The organism is Streptomyces sodiiphilus (assembly GCF_039529215.1).
In the GTDB taxonomy this organism is placed as follows: Bacteria; Actinomycetota; Actinomycetes; order Streptomycetales; family Streptomycetaceae; genus Streptomyces; species Streptomyces sodiiphilus.
Map to the genome: position 1 here is coordinate 1 of NZ_BAAAMJ010000042.1, position 19,986 is coordinate 19,986.

12 protein-coding genes are annotated in these 19,986 nt (G+C 73.6%); 10 read left to right on the forward strand and 2 right to left on the reverse strand.

The window, feature by feature from the left end; genetic code table 11:
- Positions 1 to 2,373 (reverse strand): DEAD/DEAH box helicase (locus ABD299_RS18315; RefSeq protein ID WP_344263731.1); only part of this gene is annotated, 2,373 nt, incomplete at its 3' end.
- A 133-nt stretch (positions 2,374 to 2,506) separates the two neighbouring features.
- Here ABD299_RS18315 and ABD299_RS18320 point away from each other — a divergent pair.
- From ABD299_RS18320 to ABD299_RS18355, 8 genes are all read left to right on the forward strand, one after another.
- Entirely contained in the window at positions 2,507 to 2,848 is a 342-nt protein-coding gene (locus ABD299_RS18320) for an STAS domain-containing protein (protein WP_344263733.1), read from the forward strand.
- A gap of 102 nt (positions 2,849 to 2,950) precedes the next feature.
- Positions 2,951 to 3,376 (forward strand): ATP-binding protein, encoded by a 426-nt coding sequence (locus ABD299_RS18325; RefSeq protein WP_344263735.1) that lies wholly within the window; start codon positions 2,951 to 2,953, stop codon positions 3,374 to 3,376.
- A gap of 188 nt (positions 3,377 to 3,564) precedes the next feature.
- Complete coding sequence (locus ABD299_RS18330) at positions 3,565 to 6,012, forward strand: sodium-translocating pyrophosphatase (RefSeq protein ID WP_344263737.1); 2,448 nt, start codon at positions 3,565 to 3,567, stop codon at positions 6,010 to 6,012.
- Positions 6,013 to 6,260: 248 nt separating this feature from the next.
- Positions 6,261 to 6,923, forward strand: a complete 663-nt coding sequence (locus tag ABD299_RS18335; RefSeq protein ID WP_344263739.1) for a small secreted protein — start codon at positions 6,261 to 6,263, stop codon at positions 6,921 to 6,923.
- Between the two features lie 24 nt (positions 6,924 to 6,947).
- Complete coding sequence (locus ABD299_RS18340) at positions 6,948 to 8,504, forward strand: DUF7059 domain-containing protein (protein WP_344263741.1); 1,557 nt, start codon at positions 6,948 to 6,950, stop codon at positions 8,502 to 8,504.
- A gap of 263 nt (positions 8,505 to 8,767) precedes the next feature.
- Positions 8,768 to 11,629 carry a type I DNA topoisomerase gene (gene topA / locus ABD299_RS18345; protein ID WP_344263743.1) on the forward strand — a complete coding sequence of 954 codons (2,862 nt, stop codon included), beginning with the start codon at positions 8,768 to 8,770 and terminating at the stop codon, positions 11,627 to 11,629.
- A gap of 96 nt (positions 11,630 to 11,725) precedes the next feature.
- A complete protein-coding gene (gene tmk / locus ABD299_RS18350; protein ID WP_344263745.1) occupies positions 11,726 to 14,767 on the forward strand; it encodes a dTMP kinase in 3,042 nt (1,013 codons plus the stop codon).
- Positions 14,768 to 15,029: 262 nt separating this feature from the next.
- Positions 15,030 to 15,773, forward strand: coding sequence for a L,D-transpeptidase family protein (locus tag ABD299_RS18355; RefSeq protein WP_344263747.1), 744 nt, complete (start codon positions 15,030 to 15,032; stop codon positions 15,771 to 15,773).
- 87 nt (positions 15,774 to 15,860) lie between these two features.
- On the opposite strand, the gene ABD299_RS18360 is transcribed toward ABD299_RS18355, so the two are convergent.
- Positions 15,861 to 16,841 (reverse strand): choice-of-anchor P family protein, encoded by a 981-nt coding sequence (locus ABD299_RS18360; RefSeq protein ID WP_344263749.1) that lies wholly within the window; start codon positions 16,839 to 16,841, stop codon positions 15,861 to 15,863.
- Between the two features lie 240 nt (positions 16,842 to 17,081).
- Between ABD299_RS18360 and ABD299_RS18365 the strand changes: the two genes are divergently transcribed.
- Positions 17,082 to 18,287: a DNA polymerase III subunit delta' gene (locus tag ABD299_RS18365; protein WP_344263751.1), complete on the forward strand. Its 1,206-nt coding sequence runs from the start codon at positions 17,082 to 17,084 to the stop codon at positions 18,285 to 18,287.
- Positions 18,288 to 18,345: 58 nt separating this feature from the next.
- Entirely contained in the window at positions 18,346 to 19,932 is a 1,587-nt protein-coding gene (locus tag ABD299_RS18370; RefSeq protein WP_344263753.1) for an alpha/beta hydrolase, read from the forward strand.
- Positions 19,933 to 19,986: the final 54 nt, after the last annotated feature.

Below are 19,986 nucleotides of genomic sequence, written 5' to 3' on the forward strand. Positions count from 1 at the left end.
CGGGTCCGCCTGCCGCAGCAGTTCGGTGAGCAGCCGGATGGCACCCCGTTTGTGCAGGGGCTCGTTGCCGTTGCCGCACTTGGGGGACTGGATGCACGACGGGCAGCCGCTGTCGCACTCGCAGGCGGCGATGGCGTCCCGGGTCCCGGTCAGCCACGGGCGGGCGGTGCCGAACCCGCGCTCGGCGAACCCGGCGCCGCCGGGGTGCCCGTCGTGCACGAAGACCGTCGGCAGCAGGGTGTCGGGGTGCAGCGCGGTGGAGACGCCGCCGATGTCCCAACGGTCGCAGGTGGCGAACAGCGGGAGCATGCCGATGGCGGCGTGCTCGGCGGCGTGCAGGGCGCCCGGCAGGATCTCCGGGGTGATGCGCGCCGCGTCCAGCTGGTCCTCGGTGACCGTCCACCACACCGCCCGGGTGCGCAGGGTGCGCGGCGGCAGGTCGAGGCGGGTCTCACCCAGCACCTCACCGGTGATCAGCCGGCGCCGCAGATAGGACACGACCTGGCGGGTGACCTCGACGGAGCCGAAGCACAGGCGTGCCGGCCCCCAGGGGATCTCGGTGTCGGTCTCCAGAACGGAGATCTCGGTGACGTCCCGCGCCGAGGTGGACCACGGCGGGTCCGCCTCCTCGACGAACGCGACACCGCCGGGCCCCTCGGAGAGGTCCAGCCGGCGGACCACGTAGCTGAGGCCCTGGTGCAGGTGGACGGCGCCCGTGTGGACCGTGCTGTGGGCGGCGGAGGCGTCGACCGTGCCCAGCAGCCGTCCGGTGTCCTCCTCGACGACCTGCACCGGCTCGCCGCCCCGGCCGCGGATGTCCACCCGGTCCACCGGCCGGTCCCGGTGTGTCCAGTACCACCGGCGGCCGCGTCGGCGCAGCAGCCCGCGGGCCTCCAGCCGGGGGAGCAGCCCGGCGGCCGCCGGGTCGAACAGCGCGGTGTCGTCCTCGTGGAGCGGGATCTCGGCGGCCGCCGCGCACAGGTGGGGGGCGAGCACGTACGGGTTGCCGGGGTCCAGCACGGTTGTCTCGACGGGCCGCCGGAAGATCGCCTCGGGGTGGTGGACGAGGTAGGTGTCCAGCGGGTCGTCCCGGGCGATCAGCACGGCGAGCGCCCCCTGCCGCCGCCGGCCGGCCCGGCCCGCCTGCTGCCACAGGGAGGCCCGGGTGCCGGGATAGCCGGCCAGCAGGACGGCGTCGAGGCCGGCGATGTCCACGCCGAGTTCCAGTGCCGTGGTGGCGGCCAGGCCGAGCAGCTCCCCGCTGTGCAGGGCGCGCTCCAGCGCCCGCCGCTCCTCGGGCAGGTAGCCGCCCCGGTAGGCGGCCACCCGCCCGGGCAGAGTCCGGTCCACGGCCGCCAGCCGGTCCCGGGCGACCAGCGAGACCAGTTCGGCGCCGCGCCGGGAGCGGACGAACGCGACCGTCCGCACGCCGTGCAGCACGAGATCGGTGAGGAGTTCGGCGGTCTCGGCCGTGGCGGTGCGGCGCACCGGCGCGCCGCGTTCGCCGTGCGCGTCGGTCAGTGGCGGCTCCCACAGGGCGAAGACGAGTTCGCCGCGGGGCGAGGTGTCCTCGGTGACCTCCGCGACGGGGACCCCGGTCAGGCGCGAGGCGGTGGCGCCCGGCTCGGCGGTGGTGGCGGAGGCCAGCAGGAAGACCGGTTCGCTGCCGTAGTGCCCGCACACCCGGCGCAGCCTGCGCAGCACCTGGGCGACGTGCGACCCGAAGACGCCGCGGTAGACGTGGCACTCGTCGATCACGACGTACCGCAGCGACCGCCAGAAGCCGGGCCAGCGCCGGTGGGCGGGCAGCAGGCCGCTGTGCAGCATGTCGGGGTTGGTGAGCAGCAGGTTGGCGTGGTCGCGGGCCCAGGCACGCTCCTCCGGGGAGGTGTCGCCGTCGTAGGCGGCGGGCCGTACGGCGCTGCCCAGCGGAGCGGCCAGGGCGCGCAGGGTCCGCAGCTGGTCGGCGGCCAGCGCCTTGGTGGGGGCCAGGTACAGCGCGGTGGCGCCGCGCCGGCCGGGGGTGTCCGCGCCGTCCAGCAGGGCGCTGAGCACCGGAGCCTGGTAGCTGAGCGACTTGCCGGAGGCGGTGCCGGTGGCCACCACGACAGACTCGCCGTGCAGCGCGTGCCGGGCCGTGCGAACCTGGTGCTGCCAGGGTTGTTCCACCCCGGTGGCCCGGATGGCATCGGCCACTTCCGGCCGCAGCGCCGCCGGCCAGGGCGCATGACGGCCGGCCCGAGCGGGCACATGCTCCGTATGGGTGATGCGCTCGGTTCGCCGGTGCGGGCTTCCCAGGTGCCGGAGCACCTCTCGCGGTGACGCGCCGGCCGGTGGCGGGCCCGCCGCGGGCGGGCCGGGCTGGTGGGACATTCCCCCGAGTCTGTCACTGGTCCGGCGGACAATGGCTGCATTGCGTCGTCCTGGGCAGGGGGGAAGTGATTGAATGCCCTGGCGGCTGCCGATCCATGGGGGGCGACCGCTCGTTAGCAAGGCTGGAGGATCCGTGGACCTGTCCCTGTCGACCCGGACCGTTGGCGACCGTACGGTCGTCGAGGTAGGCGGCGAGATTGACGTATACACCGCGCCGAAGTTGCGCGAACAGCTGGTTGAGCTCGTCAACGACGGCAACCACCACCTGGTGGTGGACATGGAGCGCGTCGACTTCCTCGACTCCACCGGTCTGGGCGTCCTGGTGGGCGGTCTCAAGCGCGTGAGGGCCCAGGAGGGCTCGCTGCGCCTGGTCTGCAACCAGGAGCGCATTCTGAAGATCTTCCGGATCACGGGCCTCACCAAGGTGTTCCCGATCCATGATTCGGTCGACGAGGCGATCGCCGCCACCGACTGACGCAGTTCATCAGATCACCGAAGCCGCCCCGGACGCGGCCGCGCCCCTGTGTGGCCGGGCCGCTCCCGGGGCGGTGGCTTCGTACGACCGAGGGGGATGGCCATGGCCACCGTCGAACTTCGCTTCAGCGCCTCGCCGGAGCACGTGCGCACCGCACGGCTCGTGGCGGCGGCGGTCGCCCGGCGCGCGGGCGTGGACGAGTCGGTTCTCGACGAGCTGCGTCTGGCGGTGGGCGAGGCGTGCTCCCGCGCGGTGGGCCTGCATGCCGTGAACGGTCTGCGGACCCCGGTGCGCGTGGTGCTGACGGAGGGCAAGAAGACCTTCTCCATCGAGGTGGGCGACGACGTCCCCGGCGAGGCACCCGTGCCGGGCGCGGACGGCCGGCACGGCGGTGACGGGGACGGCGACGGCGACGAGCTGGGCCTCGCCGTGATCAGCGGGCTGGTGGACGATGTCGAGGTGACCTCCGACGGCAAAGGTGGCCGGATCAGGATGAGCTGGCCGGTCGTCACCGCCTCGCCTTCCTGATCAATGCGCTGATCAGGGAATTCCGTCAACTGATCTTGACTCGGAGATCATTAATCCCTCCGGTGCAGTAGCCCGGCGTCATCTTTGCTGGTGAATTACCCTTCCCGGCCCCTGTTTTGTTCCAGAACACCTCTCTACACTCCGGCCACATCTGTTTCGGATCAACGCCTGAGCGTCAAGGAGGACGAATGGCGGGGCCGCACACTCTTCTGCAAGATCATTCGCACGTCATCGAGGCTGCCGGGAGCGGCGCCCAGCTCACCAGCGGCAACCAGGGTCTGGTGCTGGTGATCGCGGTGATCGCCCTGGCCGCCCTTGCGCTCGCCGTCGTCCTGGTCAGACAGGTTCTCGCGGCCGGTGAGGGCACCGACAACATGAAGCGGATCGCCGCCGCGGTCCAGGAAGGCGCGAACGCCTACCTCGCACGCCAGTTGCGCACCCTCGCGGTGTTCGCCGTGGTGGTCGTCTTCCTGCTGCTCCTGCTCCCGGCGGACGACTGGAACCAGCGTCTGGGACGCTCGCTGTTCTTCATCATCGGCGCGGGCTTCTCCGCGGCGACCGGCTGGATCGGCATGTGGCTCGCGGTGCGGGCCAACGTCCGGGTGGCGGCAGCCGCCCGGGAGGCCGACCCGGCGGTCGCCGGTGACGGCCCCACCGCCGGCGACGTGGTCGCGGTCCGGCACCAGGCGATGAAGATCGCCTTCCGGACCGGCGGCGTGGTCGGCATGTTCACCGTCGGCCTCGGCCTGCTCGGCGCCGCCTGCGTCGTGCTGGTCTACGCGGCCGACGCCCCCAAGGTGCTGGAGGGCTTCGGCCTGGGCGCCGCGCTGATCGCGATGTTCATGCGGGTCGGCGGCGGCATCTTCACCAAGGCCGCGGACGTCGGCGCCGACCTGGTCGGCAAGGTGGAGAAGGGCATTCCGGAGGACGACCCGCGCAACGCCGCCACCATCGCCGACAACGTCGGTGACAACGTGGGGGACTGCGCCGGAATGGCCGCAGACCTCTTCGAGTCGTACGCGGTGGTGCTGGTCGCCAGTCTCATTCTCGGCGCGGTCGCCTTCGGGGACGCCGGGCTGGTATTCCCGCTCATCGTCCCGGCGATCGGCGTGCTCACCGCGATGGTCGGCATTTTCGTGGTGGCGCCGCGCCGCTCCGACCGCAGCAGCATGACCGCCATCAACCGCGGGTTCTTCATTTCCGCGGCGATCTCGGTGGTACTCGTGGCGGTCGCCGCCTACGTCTACCTGCCGTCGGCGTTCTCCGAACTGACCGGTGCCTCCGAGGAGATCCTGGCCCACACCGCCGATCCGCGGCTGTTCGCTCTGGCCTCGGTGGCCATCGGCATCGTGCTGGCGGCCCTGATCCAGCAGCTGACGGGCTACTTCACGGAGCCCAGCCGGCGTCCGGTTCGGGACATCGGCAAGACCTCGCGGACGGGCCCGGCCACCGTGGTCCTCTCCGGGTTCTCGCTGGGCATGGAGTCCGCCGTCTACACCGCGATCCTGGTCGGTCTCGGCGTCTACGCCGCGTTCCTGCTGGCCGGCGGCAGCATCATGCTGGCGCTGTTCGCGATCGCGCTGGCCGGCACCGGTCTGCTCACCACCGTCGGCGTCATCGTCGCGATGGACACCTTCGGACCGGTGGCGGACAACGCCCAGGGCATCGCCGAGATGTCCGGCGACGTGGAGGGCGAGGGCGCCCGCGTCCTCACCGACCTCGACGCGGTCGGCAACACCACCAAGGCGGTCACCAAGGGCATCGCCATCACCACCGCGGTGCTGGCCGCGGCGGCACTGTTCGGCGCCTACCGGGACGCCATCGAGACGGCCGTGCGGGACTCCGGTCTGACCGCGGCCGAACTGCTGGGCGAGACCGGGCTGAGCCTGGACATCTCCCAGCCGAACAACCTGGTCGGCCTGATCATCGGCGCGTCCGTGGTCTTCCTGTTCGCCGGACTGGCCGTCAACGCCGTCTCCCGCTCGGCGGGTTCGGTGGTCTACGAGGTGCGCCGGCAGTTCCGGGAGCACCCCGGGATCATGGACTACTCGGAGAAGCCGGAGTACGGCAGGGTCGTCGACATCTGCACCCGGGACTCGCTGCGCGAACTGGCCACCCCCGGCCTGCTCGCCGTGCTGGCGCCGATCGCCGTCGGATTCAGCATGGGGGTCGGCGCCCTCGGCGCCTACCTGGCCGGCGCGATCGGCGCGGGCGTGCTGATGGCGGTCTTCCTGGCCAACTCGGGCGGTGCCTGGGACAACGCCAAGAAGCTGGTCGAGGACGGCCACCACGGCGGCAAGGGCAGCGAGGCGCACGCGGCGACCGTCATCGGCGACACCGTCGGCGATCCGTTCAAGGACACCGCCGGTCCGGCGATCAACCCGCTGCTGAAGGTGATGAACCTGGTGGCTCTGCTGATCGCCCCGGCTGTGGTGACGCTCAGCTACGGCGACGACGCCAGTGCCCCGCTGCGCGGGCTGATCGCCGGCCTCGCGGTCCTGATCATCTTCGGTGCGGTGTACGCGTCCAAGCGGCGAGGCATCGCCGTGGACGACACGGAGGACGGCGACGGCGCCCCGGCACCGGACGCCTCCCCGGAGGACCCGGAGGCGGTGGGCACGGCCTCGCGGTCCTGAGCGGCCGGTCCCCACGGCGGCGGGCGGGCGGCGCTTCGGCGCGGCCCGCCCGCCGTGCGCCGCCCCGGACGGCCCGCCCGTCCCCCCGCCTCCGGTACTGTCCGTGCCGTCCCTGCCGTGCCCTCCGCAGCGGGCCGTGGTGTCGTGCAAATGGCTGCAATCGGGGCGACGGTCCCGCCCGTCACCCGGGTGAGGGACGGCAGGCGGGTAAGTTCGCGCTCCAGCGGCATGAAGGGGAGCTGATTCGGGTGAACAGAAAGCTCGCGGTGGCACTGTCCGGTTGCGCGGTGCTGGCCCTCACGCTCACGGCGTGCGGTGACGACAGGGCCGAGCAGACCGAGGCGTGGGCGAAGAACGTCTGTGACGGGGTGCAGCCCCAGGTGCAGAAGATCCAGACCGCCAACATGGCCATCGCCGAGGCGAGCGAGGGGGACAAGTCCGCCGCCGAGGTGCAGGAGGCGGACTCGGCGGCTTTCCGGGACATCGCCGACGCCTACGCCGAACTGGCCTCGGCCGTCGACAGCGCCGGCGACCCGCCGGTCGAGGACGGCGAGCAGCTGCGCCAGGACGCCGTCGGCGAACTGAACGCCATCGCCGAGTCCTACGGCGCGCTCCAGGAATCCATCGACGAACTCGACACCTCGGACCAGGCGGAGTTCGCCGAGGGCCTGAAGGGCATCGCCGCCGAGCTCGAACGGCTCGGCGAGACCGGCGACGAGGCGCTCAGCCGGCTCCAGTCCGGTGACCTCGGCGAGGCCATGGCCCGTCAGGAGGGCTGCCGCAGCACGCCGGTTCCCTCTCCCGGGGAGGAGGACGTCGACGAGCAGGTCGAAGAGCAGCAGGACGGTGAGGACGGCGACGGCGAGAGCGAGGACGACGGGGAGGACGGCCGCGACGAGGACGACGAGTAGCCCGCGCCGGGCCACAATGGTCCGGTGAGCAATCGTCCCGTGAGCACGACCGACCTTCCCGAACCCGGCCCGGGCGCCGACCGCCTCAGGCAGGCGCTGCTGGACGCCTCCTTCACCGCGGACGGGGTGCTGGAACTGCTCGGCGCCACCGCCTACGCGGCGCTCGCGCGCGGCGAGACGGTCCCGGCCGAGCGCGCGATCCGCGGCGACGACGGCCCGCGGGCCACCCTCGTGCGCCTGTTCCTGCTGAACCGGCCGGTGCCGGCCGGCCCGGCGGAGACGGCCCTCCCGGCCGGCGAGGCGCTCGCCGGGGGCTGGCTGCGCCCCGGCGCGGGGGGCGGCGGCACGCTGCGCGCGGCCGTCGACATCCGCCCCTACGCCGGCCCCGACGGCGAGGACTGGTGGATCGTCTCCGACGCCGGCTGCGCGGTGGGCGGCGCCGCCGGTCTGCGTACCACCGCGGCCACCGGCGGCCGCGACGTCGTCCTGGGGGCGGGTGGCGCCTCCAGCACCCTCGCCCAGATCACGGTGCGTACCCCGGTGACCCGCGCGCTGGACGTGGGCACCGGCTGCGGGATCCAGGCGCTGCACGCCGCCCGGCACGCCACCGAGGTGACCGCCACCGACGTGAATCCCCGGGCGCTGCGGATGACCCGGCTCACCCTGGCGCTGTCCGGCGTCCCGGCCGCCGACGTGCGCGAGGGCTCGCTCTTCGGCCCGGTGGAGGACGACGAGCCCTACGACCTCATCGTCTCCAACCCGCCGTTCGTCATCTCCCCGCCGGAACCGGGGGAGCGGCTGACCTACCGTGACGGCGGCCTGCCCGGCGACGAGCTGTGCCGCACCCTGGTGCGGCGGTCCGCCGCGCACCTGGCCCCGGGCGGCTACTGCCAGCTCCTGGCGAACTGGCAGCACGTCGAGGGCGAGGACTGGCGCGAGCGCGTGTCCTCCTGGGTGCCGCCGGGCTGCGACGCCTGGATCATGCAGCGCGAGGAGCAGGACGTCGCCCAGTACACGGAGCTGTGGCTGCGCGACGCGGGTGTGCACCGCGACGACCAGCGGCGCTGGGAGGAGCGGTACGAGGCGTGGCTGGAGGAGTTCGCCGCCCGCCGCACCCGGGCCGTCGGCTTCGGCTGGATCACCCTGCGCAGGACGGACGCCGAGGACCGGTCCGTCATCGTCGAGGACTGGCCGCACGCCGTCGAACAGCCGCTCGGTGACGAGATCCGGTCGCATTTCGAGCGGCTGGACTTCCTGCGACGGCACGACGACGCCTCGCTGCTGAACCGGCGGTTCGTGCTGGCGGAGAACGCGGTGCAGGAGCAGATCGGCAGGCCGGGTGCCGAGGACCCGGAATACGTGGTGCTCCGCCGGCGTTCCGGAGTGATGCGCGCCACCACGCTCGACACCGTGGGCGCGGGGTTCGCGGGAAGCTGCGACGGGACGCTGCCCGCCGGAGTGATCGCGGACGCCATCGCGCAGCTGCTCGCCGAGGACCCGGTGCTGCTCAGGGACCGTATCCCGCCGGTGCTGCGGGCCCTGGTGGAAGAGGGCTTCCTGCTCCCCTGTACGGGTGACTGAAGAGTGTCGGGTGCACGGCGGAGCGTGTTTGCGGCGGCGTGCGCCGCCCGTCCCACGCGGGCTTCCGGCGGCGGGCACGCCGGAAGTCGGGTTACCGTTCGAGGGGCGTCGCGGGGTTTTCCCGTTTGACACGGAGGCGGGAGGTAGCGTCACACTCCGCACCGAGAGTACTTTCCCCCGGGCCGTGTCCGGGGTGCCCCGGCGGCCGGCACACCGGCTTGGCCCCGACACCGACCGGAGAGACCGGAGAGAAGAGCGAAACGTTGTCCCCGACCAGCGAGACCGCAGACGGCGGGCGTCGACTTGTGATCGTCGAGTCGCCTGCCAAGGCGAAGACGATCAAGGGTTACCTCGGCCCCGGCTACGTGGTCGAGGCCAGCGTGGGGCACATCCGTGACCTGCCCAGCAGCGCGGCGGAGGTTCCCGCCAAGTACAAGGGGCAGCCCTGGGCCCGGCTGGGAGTCAACGTCGACGAGGGCTTCCAGCCGCTCTACGTGGTCAACAGCGACAAGAAGGACCAGGTCAGGAAGCTCAAGGAGCTGCTGGCGGAGTCCGACGAGCTCTACCTCGCCACGGATGAGGACCGCGAGGGCGAGGCCATCGCCTGGCATCTCCAGGAAGTCCTCAAGCCCAAGGTCCCGGTCCGCCGGATGGTCTTCCACGAGATCACCAAGGACGCCATCCGGGCCGCGGTGAACAGCCCCCGCGAGCTCAACCAGCGGCTGGTGGACGCCCAGGAGACCCGCCGCATCCTGGACCGGCTCTACGGCTTCGAGGTCTCCCCGGTGCTGTGGAAGAAGGTCATGCCGCGGCTGTCGGCCGGCCGCGTGCAGTCCGTGGCGACCCGGCTGGTCGTCGAGCGGGAGCGGGAGCGCATGGCGTTCCGCTCCGCCGAGTACTGGGACCTCACCGGCACGTTCGTCCGCGGCACGGACCCGGAGACCTTCACCGCCCGGCTGGCCGCCGTGGACGGCCGCCGGGTCGCCCAGGGCCGGGACTTCGGCGCGGACGGCCGGCTGCGCAACCCCGAGCAGGTCGCGCACCTCACCGAGGAGAGCGCCACCGCGCTGGCCGCCGCGCTGCGCGACACCCGCTTCGCGGTGCGCTCGGTGGAGTCCAAGCCCTACCGCCGCTCGCCCTACGCGCCGTTCCGCACCACCACGCTCCAGCAGGAGGCCTCCCGCAAGCTCGGCATGGGCGCCAAGGCGACGATGCAGGTCGCCCAGCGGCTGTACGAGAACGGCTTCATCACCTACATGCGGACGGACTCCACCACCCTGTCCGGCACCGCCGTGGCCGCCGCCCGCGCCCAGGTCACCCAGCTCTACGGCGCCGAGTACCTGCCGGACAAGCCCCGCACCTACGCCGGGAAGGTGAAGAACGCCCAGGAGGCGCACGAGGCGATCCGCCCCTCCGGCGACCACTTCCGCACCCCGGCCGAGACCGGGCTGACCGGCGAGCAGTTCCGGCTCTACGAGCTGATCTGGAAGCGCACCGTCGCCTCCCAGATGAAGGACGCCACCGGCCAGTCCGTCACCGTCAAGGTGGCCGGCACCAGCGCGGACGGCCGCGACTGCGAGTTCAGCGCGTCCGGCAAGGTGATCACCTTCCACGGCTTCCTCAAGGCGTACGTCGAGGGCGCCGACGACCCGAACGCCGAACTCGACGACCGCGAGCGGCGACTGCCGCAGGTCGCCGAGGGCGACGCGCTCGACGCCCGGGAGATGTCCGTCGACGGCCACGCCACCAAGCCGCCGGCCCGCTACACCGAGGCCACCCTGGTCAAGGAGCTGGAGGAGCGGGAGATCGGCCGCCCCTCGACCTACGCGTCGATCATCGGCACCATCCTGGACCGCCGCTACGTCTTCAAGAAGGGCACGGCGCTGGTCCCGTCGTTCCTGTCCTTCGCCGTGGTCAACCTCCTCGAGCAGCACTTCGGGCGGCTGGTGGACTACGGCTTCACGGCGAAGATGGAGGACGACCTGGACCGGATCGCCACCGGGGACGCCGAGGCCGTCCCGTGGCTGCGACGGTTCTACTTCGGCGAGGACAGCGGCGGCGCCCGGTCGGCCGAGGCGGCGGACGCCGGCAACGGCGACGGCGACCACCTGGGCGGTCTCAAGGAACTGGTCACCGACCTGGGCGCGATCGACGCCCGCGAGGTGTCGTCCTTCCCCGTGGGCGAGGGCATCGTGCTGCGGGTGGGCCGCTACGGCCCCTACGTGGAGGGCCCGCCGGAGCAGGAGGGCGAGCCGGGCAAGCGCGCCGACGTGCCCGACGACCTGCCGCCGGACGAGCTGACCGTCGAGCTCGCCAAGGAACTGCTGGCCAAGCCCAGCGGCGATTTCGAGCTGGGCACCGACCCGCAGACCGGCCGTCCGATCGTGGCCCGGGACGGCCGGTACGGCCCGTACGTCACCGAGGTGCTGCCCGAGGACACCCCCAAGACGGGCAAGAACGCGGTCAAGCCGCGCACGGCATCGCTGCTGAAGTCGATGTCCCTGGACACCGTCACCCTCGACGACGCGCTGAAGCTGCTCTCCCTGCCGCGGGTGGTCGGCGTGGACCCGGAGTCGGGCGACGAGATCACCGCCCAGAACGGCCGGTACGGCCCGTATCTGCGGAAGGGCACCGACTCGCGCTCCCTGGAGCGGGAGGAGCAGATCTTCACGATCACCCTCGACGAGGCCCTGGCCGTCTACGCCCAGCCCAAGAAGCGGGGCCGGGCAGCGGCCAAGCCGCCGCTGAAGGAGCTGGGCACCGACCCGGTCACGCAGCAGCCGGTGGTGGTCAAGGACGGCCGCTTCGGTCCCTACGTCACCGACGGGGAGACCAACGCCACGCTGCGCCGGGACGACGACCCGGAGACCATCACCCCCGAGCGGGGTTTCGAGCTGCTGGCGGAGAAGCGGGCCAAGGGGCCGGCGAAGAAGACCGCCAAGAAGGCGGCGAAGAAGGCCCCGGCGAAGAAGACGGCGGCCAAGAAGTCCACGGCCAAGAAGACGGCCGCGAAGAAGACCGCCACCAAGACGGCCGCCAAGAAGACGACGGCCAAGAAGACGACGGCCAAGAAGACCGCGGCGAAGAAGACCGCCGCCGGCACCGCCACGGCCGAACGGGAGTAGCACCGGTGCCGCGGCGGGCCCGCCCCGCCGCGGCACACCCGGGCATATGTTCGGGCGGGTGGCTCTCCTCCGCCCGGTGAACGCTACGCTGGCCGAATGACGCGAGCAGAGCAACCCGAGGTTGTCGACCCCACCGGCGAGGCCACCGATGAGGCCCTCGCCGCCGACTCCCGCGAGCGCGCCACCCGCGCGCTGCTGCGCGTACCGGCCCTGCGCAGACTGTGGGAGGCGCAGTTCACCGGCGCCGTCGGTGACGCCCTCGCCCTGCTGGTGCTGATCCTTCTCGCGGTGCAGGCCTCCGGCTGGTTTCCGGCCGGGGGAGAGCCGCTCTTCGGCGGCGGCTACCGCGGTGTGGCGCTGGCCGTGGCCGTCGTCCTGGCCGTCCGGGTGGCCGCCACCGGCCTGACCGGCGTGCTGCTGCTCGGCCCGGTGGCGAAACTCGTGGGCGCCGCCGGCCCGCTGGACCGCCGCTGGACGATGATCGGCGCCGACGGTCTGCGCGCCGCCCTGCTGATCGTCGCCCCCCTGTGGATCGACTGGGTCCCCTCCAGCGCTTACTTGTTCATCCTGCTCACCGTCTTCCTCACCGGCACCGCCGAGAGGGTGTGGACGGCCGCCAAGGACAGCGCCGCCCCCGCGCTGCTGCCCGCGCCCCCGCCGGAGGGCGCCGCCGTCCGGCCGCTGCCCGACCACCACGACGCGCTGCGCCGGCTGTGGCTGCGCAGCGGCTTCGCCGCCGTCCCGGCCGCCGCCGCCCTGCTGGTCGGCGCCACGCTGGTGAGCAACCTGCTGGCCACCGGCCTCGGCTGGTTCGGCAGCCACCAGGCGGCGCTCGGCTCCTACGTCGCCGCAGGCTTCTTCGCCGCCTCCATCTCGGTGCTGTACTTCCTGCGGCTGCCCGGCACGGACACCCCCCGGCCGCGCTCCCCGCTGCAGGGTCTGCGCCGCCCCTCCGCCGGCAGCCGGCACGACAAGGGCCGCACCGGCGCCGTGCCGGTCCTCGTCATCGGCTGCGCGGCCCTCGCCGGGAGCATCGCGGCCGCCGTCGCCCTGGCCGTCCTGCACACCGCCGACCTCGGCGGCGGGCCCGTCGCCTTCGGCCTGCTGGTGCTGGCCCTCACCGGAGGCGTCGCCGCCGGTGTCCGCTGGGCGCCCTCGGTGCTCCCCGCGCTCTCCCGCCGCCGGCTGTTCGCCCTCACGCTCGCGGCCACCGGCCTCGGACTGCTGGCCACCGGACTGATCTCCGACCCCGCCACCGTGCTGCTGTGCGCGCTGCTCACCGGCGTCGCCGCCGGCACCGCCGCCCGCACCGGCCACACCCTGCTCGACCTGGAGACCGAAGAGTTCCGCCGGGCACGGCTGACCCAGCACCTGCACGCGGTGCTGCGGGTCGCCGTCGTCCTCGCGGCCGTCGCCGCCCCGCTGATCGCCGCCCTCATCGGCCACCAGCGTGTGGAGCGCGGTGACTTCGTCGTCGAGCACGGCGGCGCGGGCTTCGCCCTCATGATCATCGGCGCGCTGCTGCTGCCGGTCGCCGCCGTGGTCCTCGGCCGCACCGACGACCGGCGCGGCGTCCCGCTGCACCGGGACCTCGACACCGCCCTCCGCGGCACCGCTCCGGCCACCGCCCCGGCCGCCTCCGGCTTCTTCATCGTCGTCGAGGGCGGGGACGGCGCCGGCAAGACCACCCAGGTCGACGCGCTCGCCGAGTGGATCCGCAGCAAGGGACACGAGGTCGTCGTCACCCGCGAGCCGGGCGCCACACCGATCGGCCAGCGGCTGCGCACCATCCTGCTGGACGTCTCCACCGACGGACTCTCGCACCGCGCGGAGGCCCTGATGTACGCGGCCGACCGGGCCGAGCACGTCGACTCGGTGATCCGCCCGGCGCTGGAGCGCGGCGCGGTCGTCATCTCCGACCGGTACGTCGACTCCTCCGTCGCCTACCAGGGCGCCGGCCGCGACCTCGAACCCGTGGAGGTCGCCCGCATCTCCCGCTGGGCCACCGGCGGACTCGTGCCGCACCTGACCGTCCTGCTGGACGTCTCCCCGGAGACCGCCCGGGAGAGGTTCACCGAAGCCCCCGACCGGCTGGAGTCCGAGCCCCACGAGTTCCACCAGCGGGTGCGCGCCGGCTTCCTCGCGCTGGCCGCCGCCGACCCGGCCCGCTACCTCGTCATCGACGCCGGACAGGACCCCGAGTCCGTCACCACCGCCGCCCGGCACCGCCTGGACCACGTCCTGCCGCTCTCCGAGCAGGAGGTGCGCGCCCGCGAGGAGGCCCGCCGCAAGGCCGAGGAGGAGGCCCGGCGGCGCGCCGAGGAGGAGCGCAAGCGCAAGGAGGAAGAGGAGCGCCTGGAGCGGGAGCGCAAGGAGGAGGAAGAGCGCCGGGAGCGCGAACGCCAGGAGGAACTGGCCCGCCTGAAGGCCGAACGCGAGGAGCGGGAACGCCGCGAGGCCGAGGAGGCCCGCCGCGCCGAGGAGGCCCGGCAGGCGGAGGAGGCCCGCCGCCGCGCCGAGGAAGCCCGCCGGCAGGCCGAGGAGGAACGCCGCCGCCGCGAGGCCGAGGAACGGCTGCGGCGCGAGGAGGAGGAGCGCCGCCGCAAGGAGGCCGAGGAGGAGGCCCGGCTGCGGGCCGAGGCCGAGGAACGCCGCCGGGAGAAGCAGCGCAAGGCCGAGGAGGCGCTGCTGCGCGCCGAGGAGGCCCGCCGCGAGGCCGCCGCGAAGCCCGCCGCCCCCGACCCGGACGCCCCCGACCCGGACGCCCCCGACCCGGACGCCTCCGAGACGGTGCAGATCCCCCGCGCGGACCCCACGGGCCGTCAGGACGGCGCCGACGGCGCGGACAACGAGGACACCGCGGTGCTGCCGCAGCCGCCCGGTGCCCGCTCCGCCGAGGACGAGACGACCGTCCTGCCGAGCGTGGGTGACCGGCCGGAGGCCGTCGGGGAGACCAGGCCGCTGCCGCAGGTCTCCGAGGACGGCACCCCCGAGGACACCCCCCGGCGTGCCCGCCGCAAGCCCACCTGGGCGGAGGAGACCCCGATGGACGACGTGCCGACCCTGGCCGACGAACTCCTCGGCGCGCACGACGACGACACCGACGACCGCGACGGCGGCCGCCGGGGCCGCCGCTGACCGCGCACGCCGCCACGCCGGCCGGTGCACCGGGGACAGCCCGCGGGCTGCCCGGGTGAGCCGGCCGGCGTCGTCGTCTCCGGGTGCCGTGCCGCCGCGCGCTCACACCACTCCGTCGCCGGAATCCACCGTTCGGCCCACCACTGCCACCCGGCTGCCGCGTTCGACCGACCCGGATGCCCCGGCACGTCCCCAGGATGGACCTGCGGGGGGGACGACACCGGACGCGGCGCCCTCGCCGCGCGGCAGCCAGGAGGACGTCATGACACCAGTCGACGGCAGCGCATCCCTTCTCGCACTCCGCCGCCTCACCGCGGTGATACTCGCGGCCGTGGTGGCCGCCGTGCTGCTCGCCGCCGGACAGGTCCCCGCGGCGGCGGCGCCCCCGCCGGACGGCGGTGACGGGACCGACGAGCCGTGCACCTCCCGACTCGGCCCGTACCAGCGGGAGATGGAGGAGTACCTCGGTCTGCCGGTGGACGGCAGGCAGTCGGAGGACGACTGCCGGGCCATCCGCGCCTTCCAGCGGGAGCACGGCATCGAACCGGCCGACGGCTACGCCGGCGTCCCCACCTGGCGCACCATGCTGGTGGAGGAGGCCCGGGCGAACCCCAACGAACTGGGCGCCTGCCCCACGGCCGAGGGGAAGGTGGCCTGCGTGGACCTCACCCGGCAGCTGATGTGGGTGCAGCAGGGGCACGCGGGCCGCGTCATCATGGACCCCGTCCCCGTGCGCACCGGCCGCCAGGGCCTGGAGACCCGGCTCGGCTGGCACCGGATCTACCTGCGCAAGCGTGACCACTACTCGACGATCTACGACAACGCCCCCATGCCGTTCTCCCAGTTCTTCAACGGTGGACAGGCGTTCCACGGCACCTACGACGACCTGTACGAGTCCGGCTCGGGCGGCTGCGTCAACATGACCCTGCCGGACGCCGAGACGCTGTGGCACACCATCAACATGGGCGACCGCGTCTTCGTCTACGGCAGGAAGCCCGGCACATAGCCGGACGGCCGGCCCGTCGGCTCAACTCAGCCGACGGCCCGGCCGTCCCGCGGTCGCCGGCCCGGTATCAGCGGGCCGGCGACCGCGTCACTTCTTGTGGCGGCGGTCCGGGTCGAGCACGAAGTGCACCCGCTCCCGCTCACCGGCCTCCACGTTCAGCGGGCCCTCGCACAGGTCCGCCGGACGGGGCTTGCGGTAGCCCTCGGGAACATCGGCCACGCAGACCCAGTAGCGGCCCGGCCGCACCTTCACGGTGCAGTCGCTGCCGGTCACGCAGCTGTCCACCACGTTGCCGCGGCGGTCCACCACGTCGATGACGACGCCGCGTACGCCCTTGCCGGTGACGCTGTCGGTGGTCCGGGCGGTGATGGAGGCGTCGCGCTTGCGCTCCTTCTTGCCCGGGTCGCAGGTGACGCTGGCGACGGTGAACTCGCCCCGCAGCCTGGGCGGCAGGGGAGCGGTGAGGGTGACCCGCATCGCGTTGACGGTGATCGAGCCGTCGCGGTGCTTGATCTGCTCGTTCAGCACCGCGGTGCCGGCACCGCCGGGCAGGTTGTAGGTGGTGTTGGGCGCCGGGTCGGAGGGGATCGGGAAGTCCGGGCCGACCGGGAGGTCCACAATGCCGTCACGGATCTGCGAGGTGCCGGTGGCACGCCGGTCCGGGCCGGCGGTGCAGGAGGCGCTCACCGCACCCGTCCGCAGGGTGGCGATGCCCAGGTCCAGCTCCAGGGAGCGCAGACCGGCCCGGGCCTCCACCGTCCCTTCCCTCTGCTGGCCGGTGGCCAGGGCGTAGACCCGGGAGGCGGAGCCGCGGCCGTCGATGGCCACGTTGTCCACGCGGTCACGACGGGGACCCTCGGGGTACCGCGCCTCGGCAGCCGTCACATCGATCCGGCGCCCGAGCTGCACCTGCAGTCCGGTGGCGGAGGCGGAACCGTAGTGGCGGGCGGAGTCGTGGCCGTACTCGTCGTCCATGGCCTGGGCGGCGACCGGCACGGCGATCAGTGTCCCGGCCAGCGCCAGGGCGGTGCCCGTGCGCGCGGCGAGACGCTTCACGATGGGGAGCATGAGACCTCTCTCTCATTCGGTAGTCGGATGGGCACCTGGGGTGACCACCGGATAAGAACGTTCCACATCGCGGGGGAAGAGTCCTCCCGGCGAAGCCGATCGGGGACCAGGTTCCACCGATCGGCTCTACACGCCCCCAAGCACCGTCCCCCGCCCGGCCTGTCGGACCCATGCCGCACAATGTGAAGGCGCACCCGCGGGAAGGCACCGCGGGCCCGCACACGGCAGGACGGGAGAGCGATGGCGGTCTGGGACGACCTGGTCGGGCAGGACCGGGTGGCCGGGCAGCTCACCGCGGCGGCGAGGGACGCGGACGCGTACGTCACCGCCGCCGGGGAGAGCGCCGGGCAGCAGAGCGGCTCGGCGATGACCCACGCCTGGCTGTTCACCGGCCCGCCCGGATCCGGCCGCTCCACCGCCGCCCGCGCCTTCGCCGCCGCCCTGCAGTGCGTCAGCCCCGACCGCGCCCTGGGCGGCGCCCCCGGCTGCGGCTTCTGCGACGGCTGCCACACCGCCCTGATCGGCACCCACGCCGACGTCGAGACCGTCCGCACCGACCTGCTCAGCATCGGAGTGAAGGAAACCCGCGACCTGGTCCGCCGCGCCCAGATGTCCCCGGCCGGCGGCCGCTGGCAGGTGATCGTCCTGGAGGACGCCGACCGCCTCACCGAGGGCGCCGGCAACGTCCTGCTCAAGGCCGTCGAGGAGCCCGCCCCGCGCACCGTCTGGCTGCTGTGCGCCCCCTCCACCGAGGACGTCCTGCCCACCATCCGCTCCCGCTGCCGCCACCTGTCGCTGCGCACCCCGCCGGTGGAGGCCGTCGCCGACATCCTGATCCGCCGCGACGGCATCGACCCGGACGTCGCGCACGCCGCCGCCCGCGCCACCCAGGGCCACATCGGCCGCGCCCGGCGGCTCGCCACCGACGAAGGGGCCCGCGCCCGCCGCGCCGCCGTCCTCCGGCTCCCCGAACGGGTCGCCGACATCGGGGGCTGCCTGCGCGCCGCCCAGGAGCTCGTGGACTCCGCCTCCGAGGACGCCAAGCAGCTCGCCGAGGAGCGCGACGGCAAGGAGACCGACGAGCTGCGCGCCGCCCTCGGGGCCGCCGAGGGCAAACGGCTGCCGCGCGGCACGGCCGGCGTCATGAAGGACCTGGAGGACCGCCAGAAGCGGCGCGCCACCCGCACCCAGCGCGACACCCTCGACCTCGCGCTCACCGAGCTGACCGGCTTCTACCGCGACGTCCTCGCCCTGCAGTTCGGCACCCGCGTCGCGATGGCTGGCGGCGAGAGCTCCGCCGCCGTCGAACGCGTCGCCGCCGCCGGCCGCCCCGAGCAGACCCTGCGCCGGATGGAGGCCGTCCTGGACTGCCGGCGCGCACTGGACCGCAACGTCGCGCCGCTGCTCGCCGTCGAGGCCATGACGCTGGCGCTGCGTTCACCCTGACGTGCGACCGGGCGAGAGCCCTCGCACGCGCCGGTCAGCGTGGCGGATACCCTCAACCATGCCCTCCGCCCGACATCTCCGCCGCACCACCGCCGCCCTCGCGACCGCCGCCCTGCTCGCCGCCGGCTGCACCGCCGAGCGTGCCGAGCGGCCGGGGACGACCACGCCCGCCGCCCCCGCGGACCGCGGCGACGCGACCGCCCCCGTGCTGCAGCCCCTGGCCACCGGCATCTCCCAGGACCTCGAGCCCTACTACGAGCAGGAGCTGAGCTGGCGGTCCTGCGGCGTGGCGGGCTTCCAGTGCGCCACGCTCACCGCCCCGCTGGACTACGAGAACGTGGACCCGGCCCAGGATGTCCAGCTGGCCGTCACCCGGGCGCGGGCCACCGGCCCCGGCGAACGGCTCGGCTCGCTGCTGGTCAACCCGGGAGGCCCGGGCGCCTCCGCCATCGACTTCGTCCAGGGCTACGCCGGCACCGGCTTCCCGCAGCCCGTGCGCGCCCGGTACGACGTGGTCGGCATGGACCCGCGCGGCACCGGCCGCAGCGAGCCCGTCGAGTGCCTCACCGACGCCCGGATGGACGAGTTCACCAGCCTCGACCGCACCCCCGACGACCCCGAGGAGGTCGAGCGACTCCTCGCCGCCTTCAAGGAGTTCGGCGAGGGCTGCCAGGAGCGCTCGGGCAAGCTGCTGGAGCACATCTCCACCGTCGACTCCGCCCGCGACATGGACCTGCTGCGCGCCGTCCTCGGCGACGAGCAGCTGAACTACTACGGCGCCTCCTACGGCACCCAGCTCGGCGCCACCTACGCGGGGCTCTTCCCCGACCGGGCCGGGCGCCTGGTCCTGGACGCCGCGATGGACCCCCGGCTGTCCACCCTGGAGACCGACCGGGAGCAGGCGGGAGGCTTCGAGACGGCCTTCCGCTCCTTCGCCGAGGACTGCGCCCGCCAGCGCAGCTGCCCGCTGGGCACCGACGGCGCGGACAAGGCGTCCTCGCGGCTCACCGAGTTCTTCGAGCGGGTCGACGCGGAGCCGCTGCGCACCGGTGACTCCCGCCCGCTGACCGAGTCGCTGGCGACCACCGGCGTGGCGATGGCCCTCTACACCGACATGTACTGGCCCCGGCTGCGCGAGGCGCTGACCGCCGCCATGGAGGACGGCGACGGCGGCCCGCTGCTGGAGCTGTCCGACGAGTACCACGACCGCGAGGCGGACGGCTCCTACGGCACGATCATGTTCGCCTTCCCGGCGATCAGCTGCCTGGACAGCCCGTCCGGCCTGCAGGACGAGGAGGACGTCCGCCGCGAGCTGGCCTCCTTCGAGGAGGCGTCCCCGACCTTCGGCCGCGACTTCGCCTGGTCCTCCCTGCTGTGCGCGAACTGGCCGGTCGAACCGGCCGGCGGCCCCGCCACCATCGAGGCGGCCGGCGCGGCGGACATCCTCGTCATCGGCACCACCCGCGACCCGGCCACCCCCTACACCTGGGCGCAGGGCCTGGCCGACCAGCTGGAGTCCGGCATCCTGCTCACCTTCGACGGCGACGGCCACGGCGCCTACGGCGGCAGCGACTGCATCGACACCGCCGTCAACACCTACCTCCTGGAGAACACCAGCCCCGAGCCCGACCTCACCTGCACCTGATCCGGAGCACCGCCCGAACCTGTGTAGACTTGTCGCTGCCGCGCCCGCCTCACG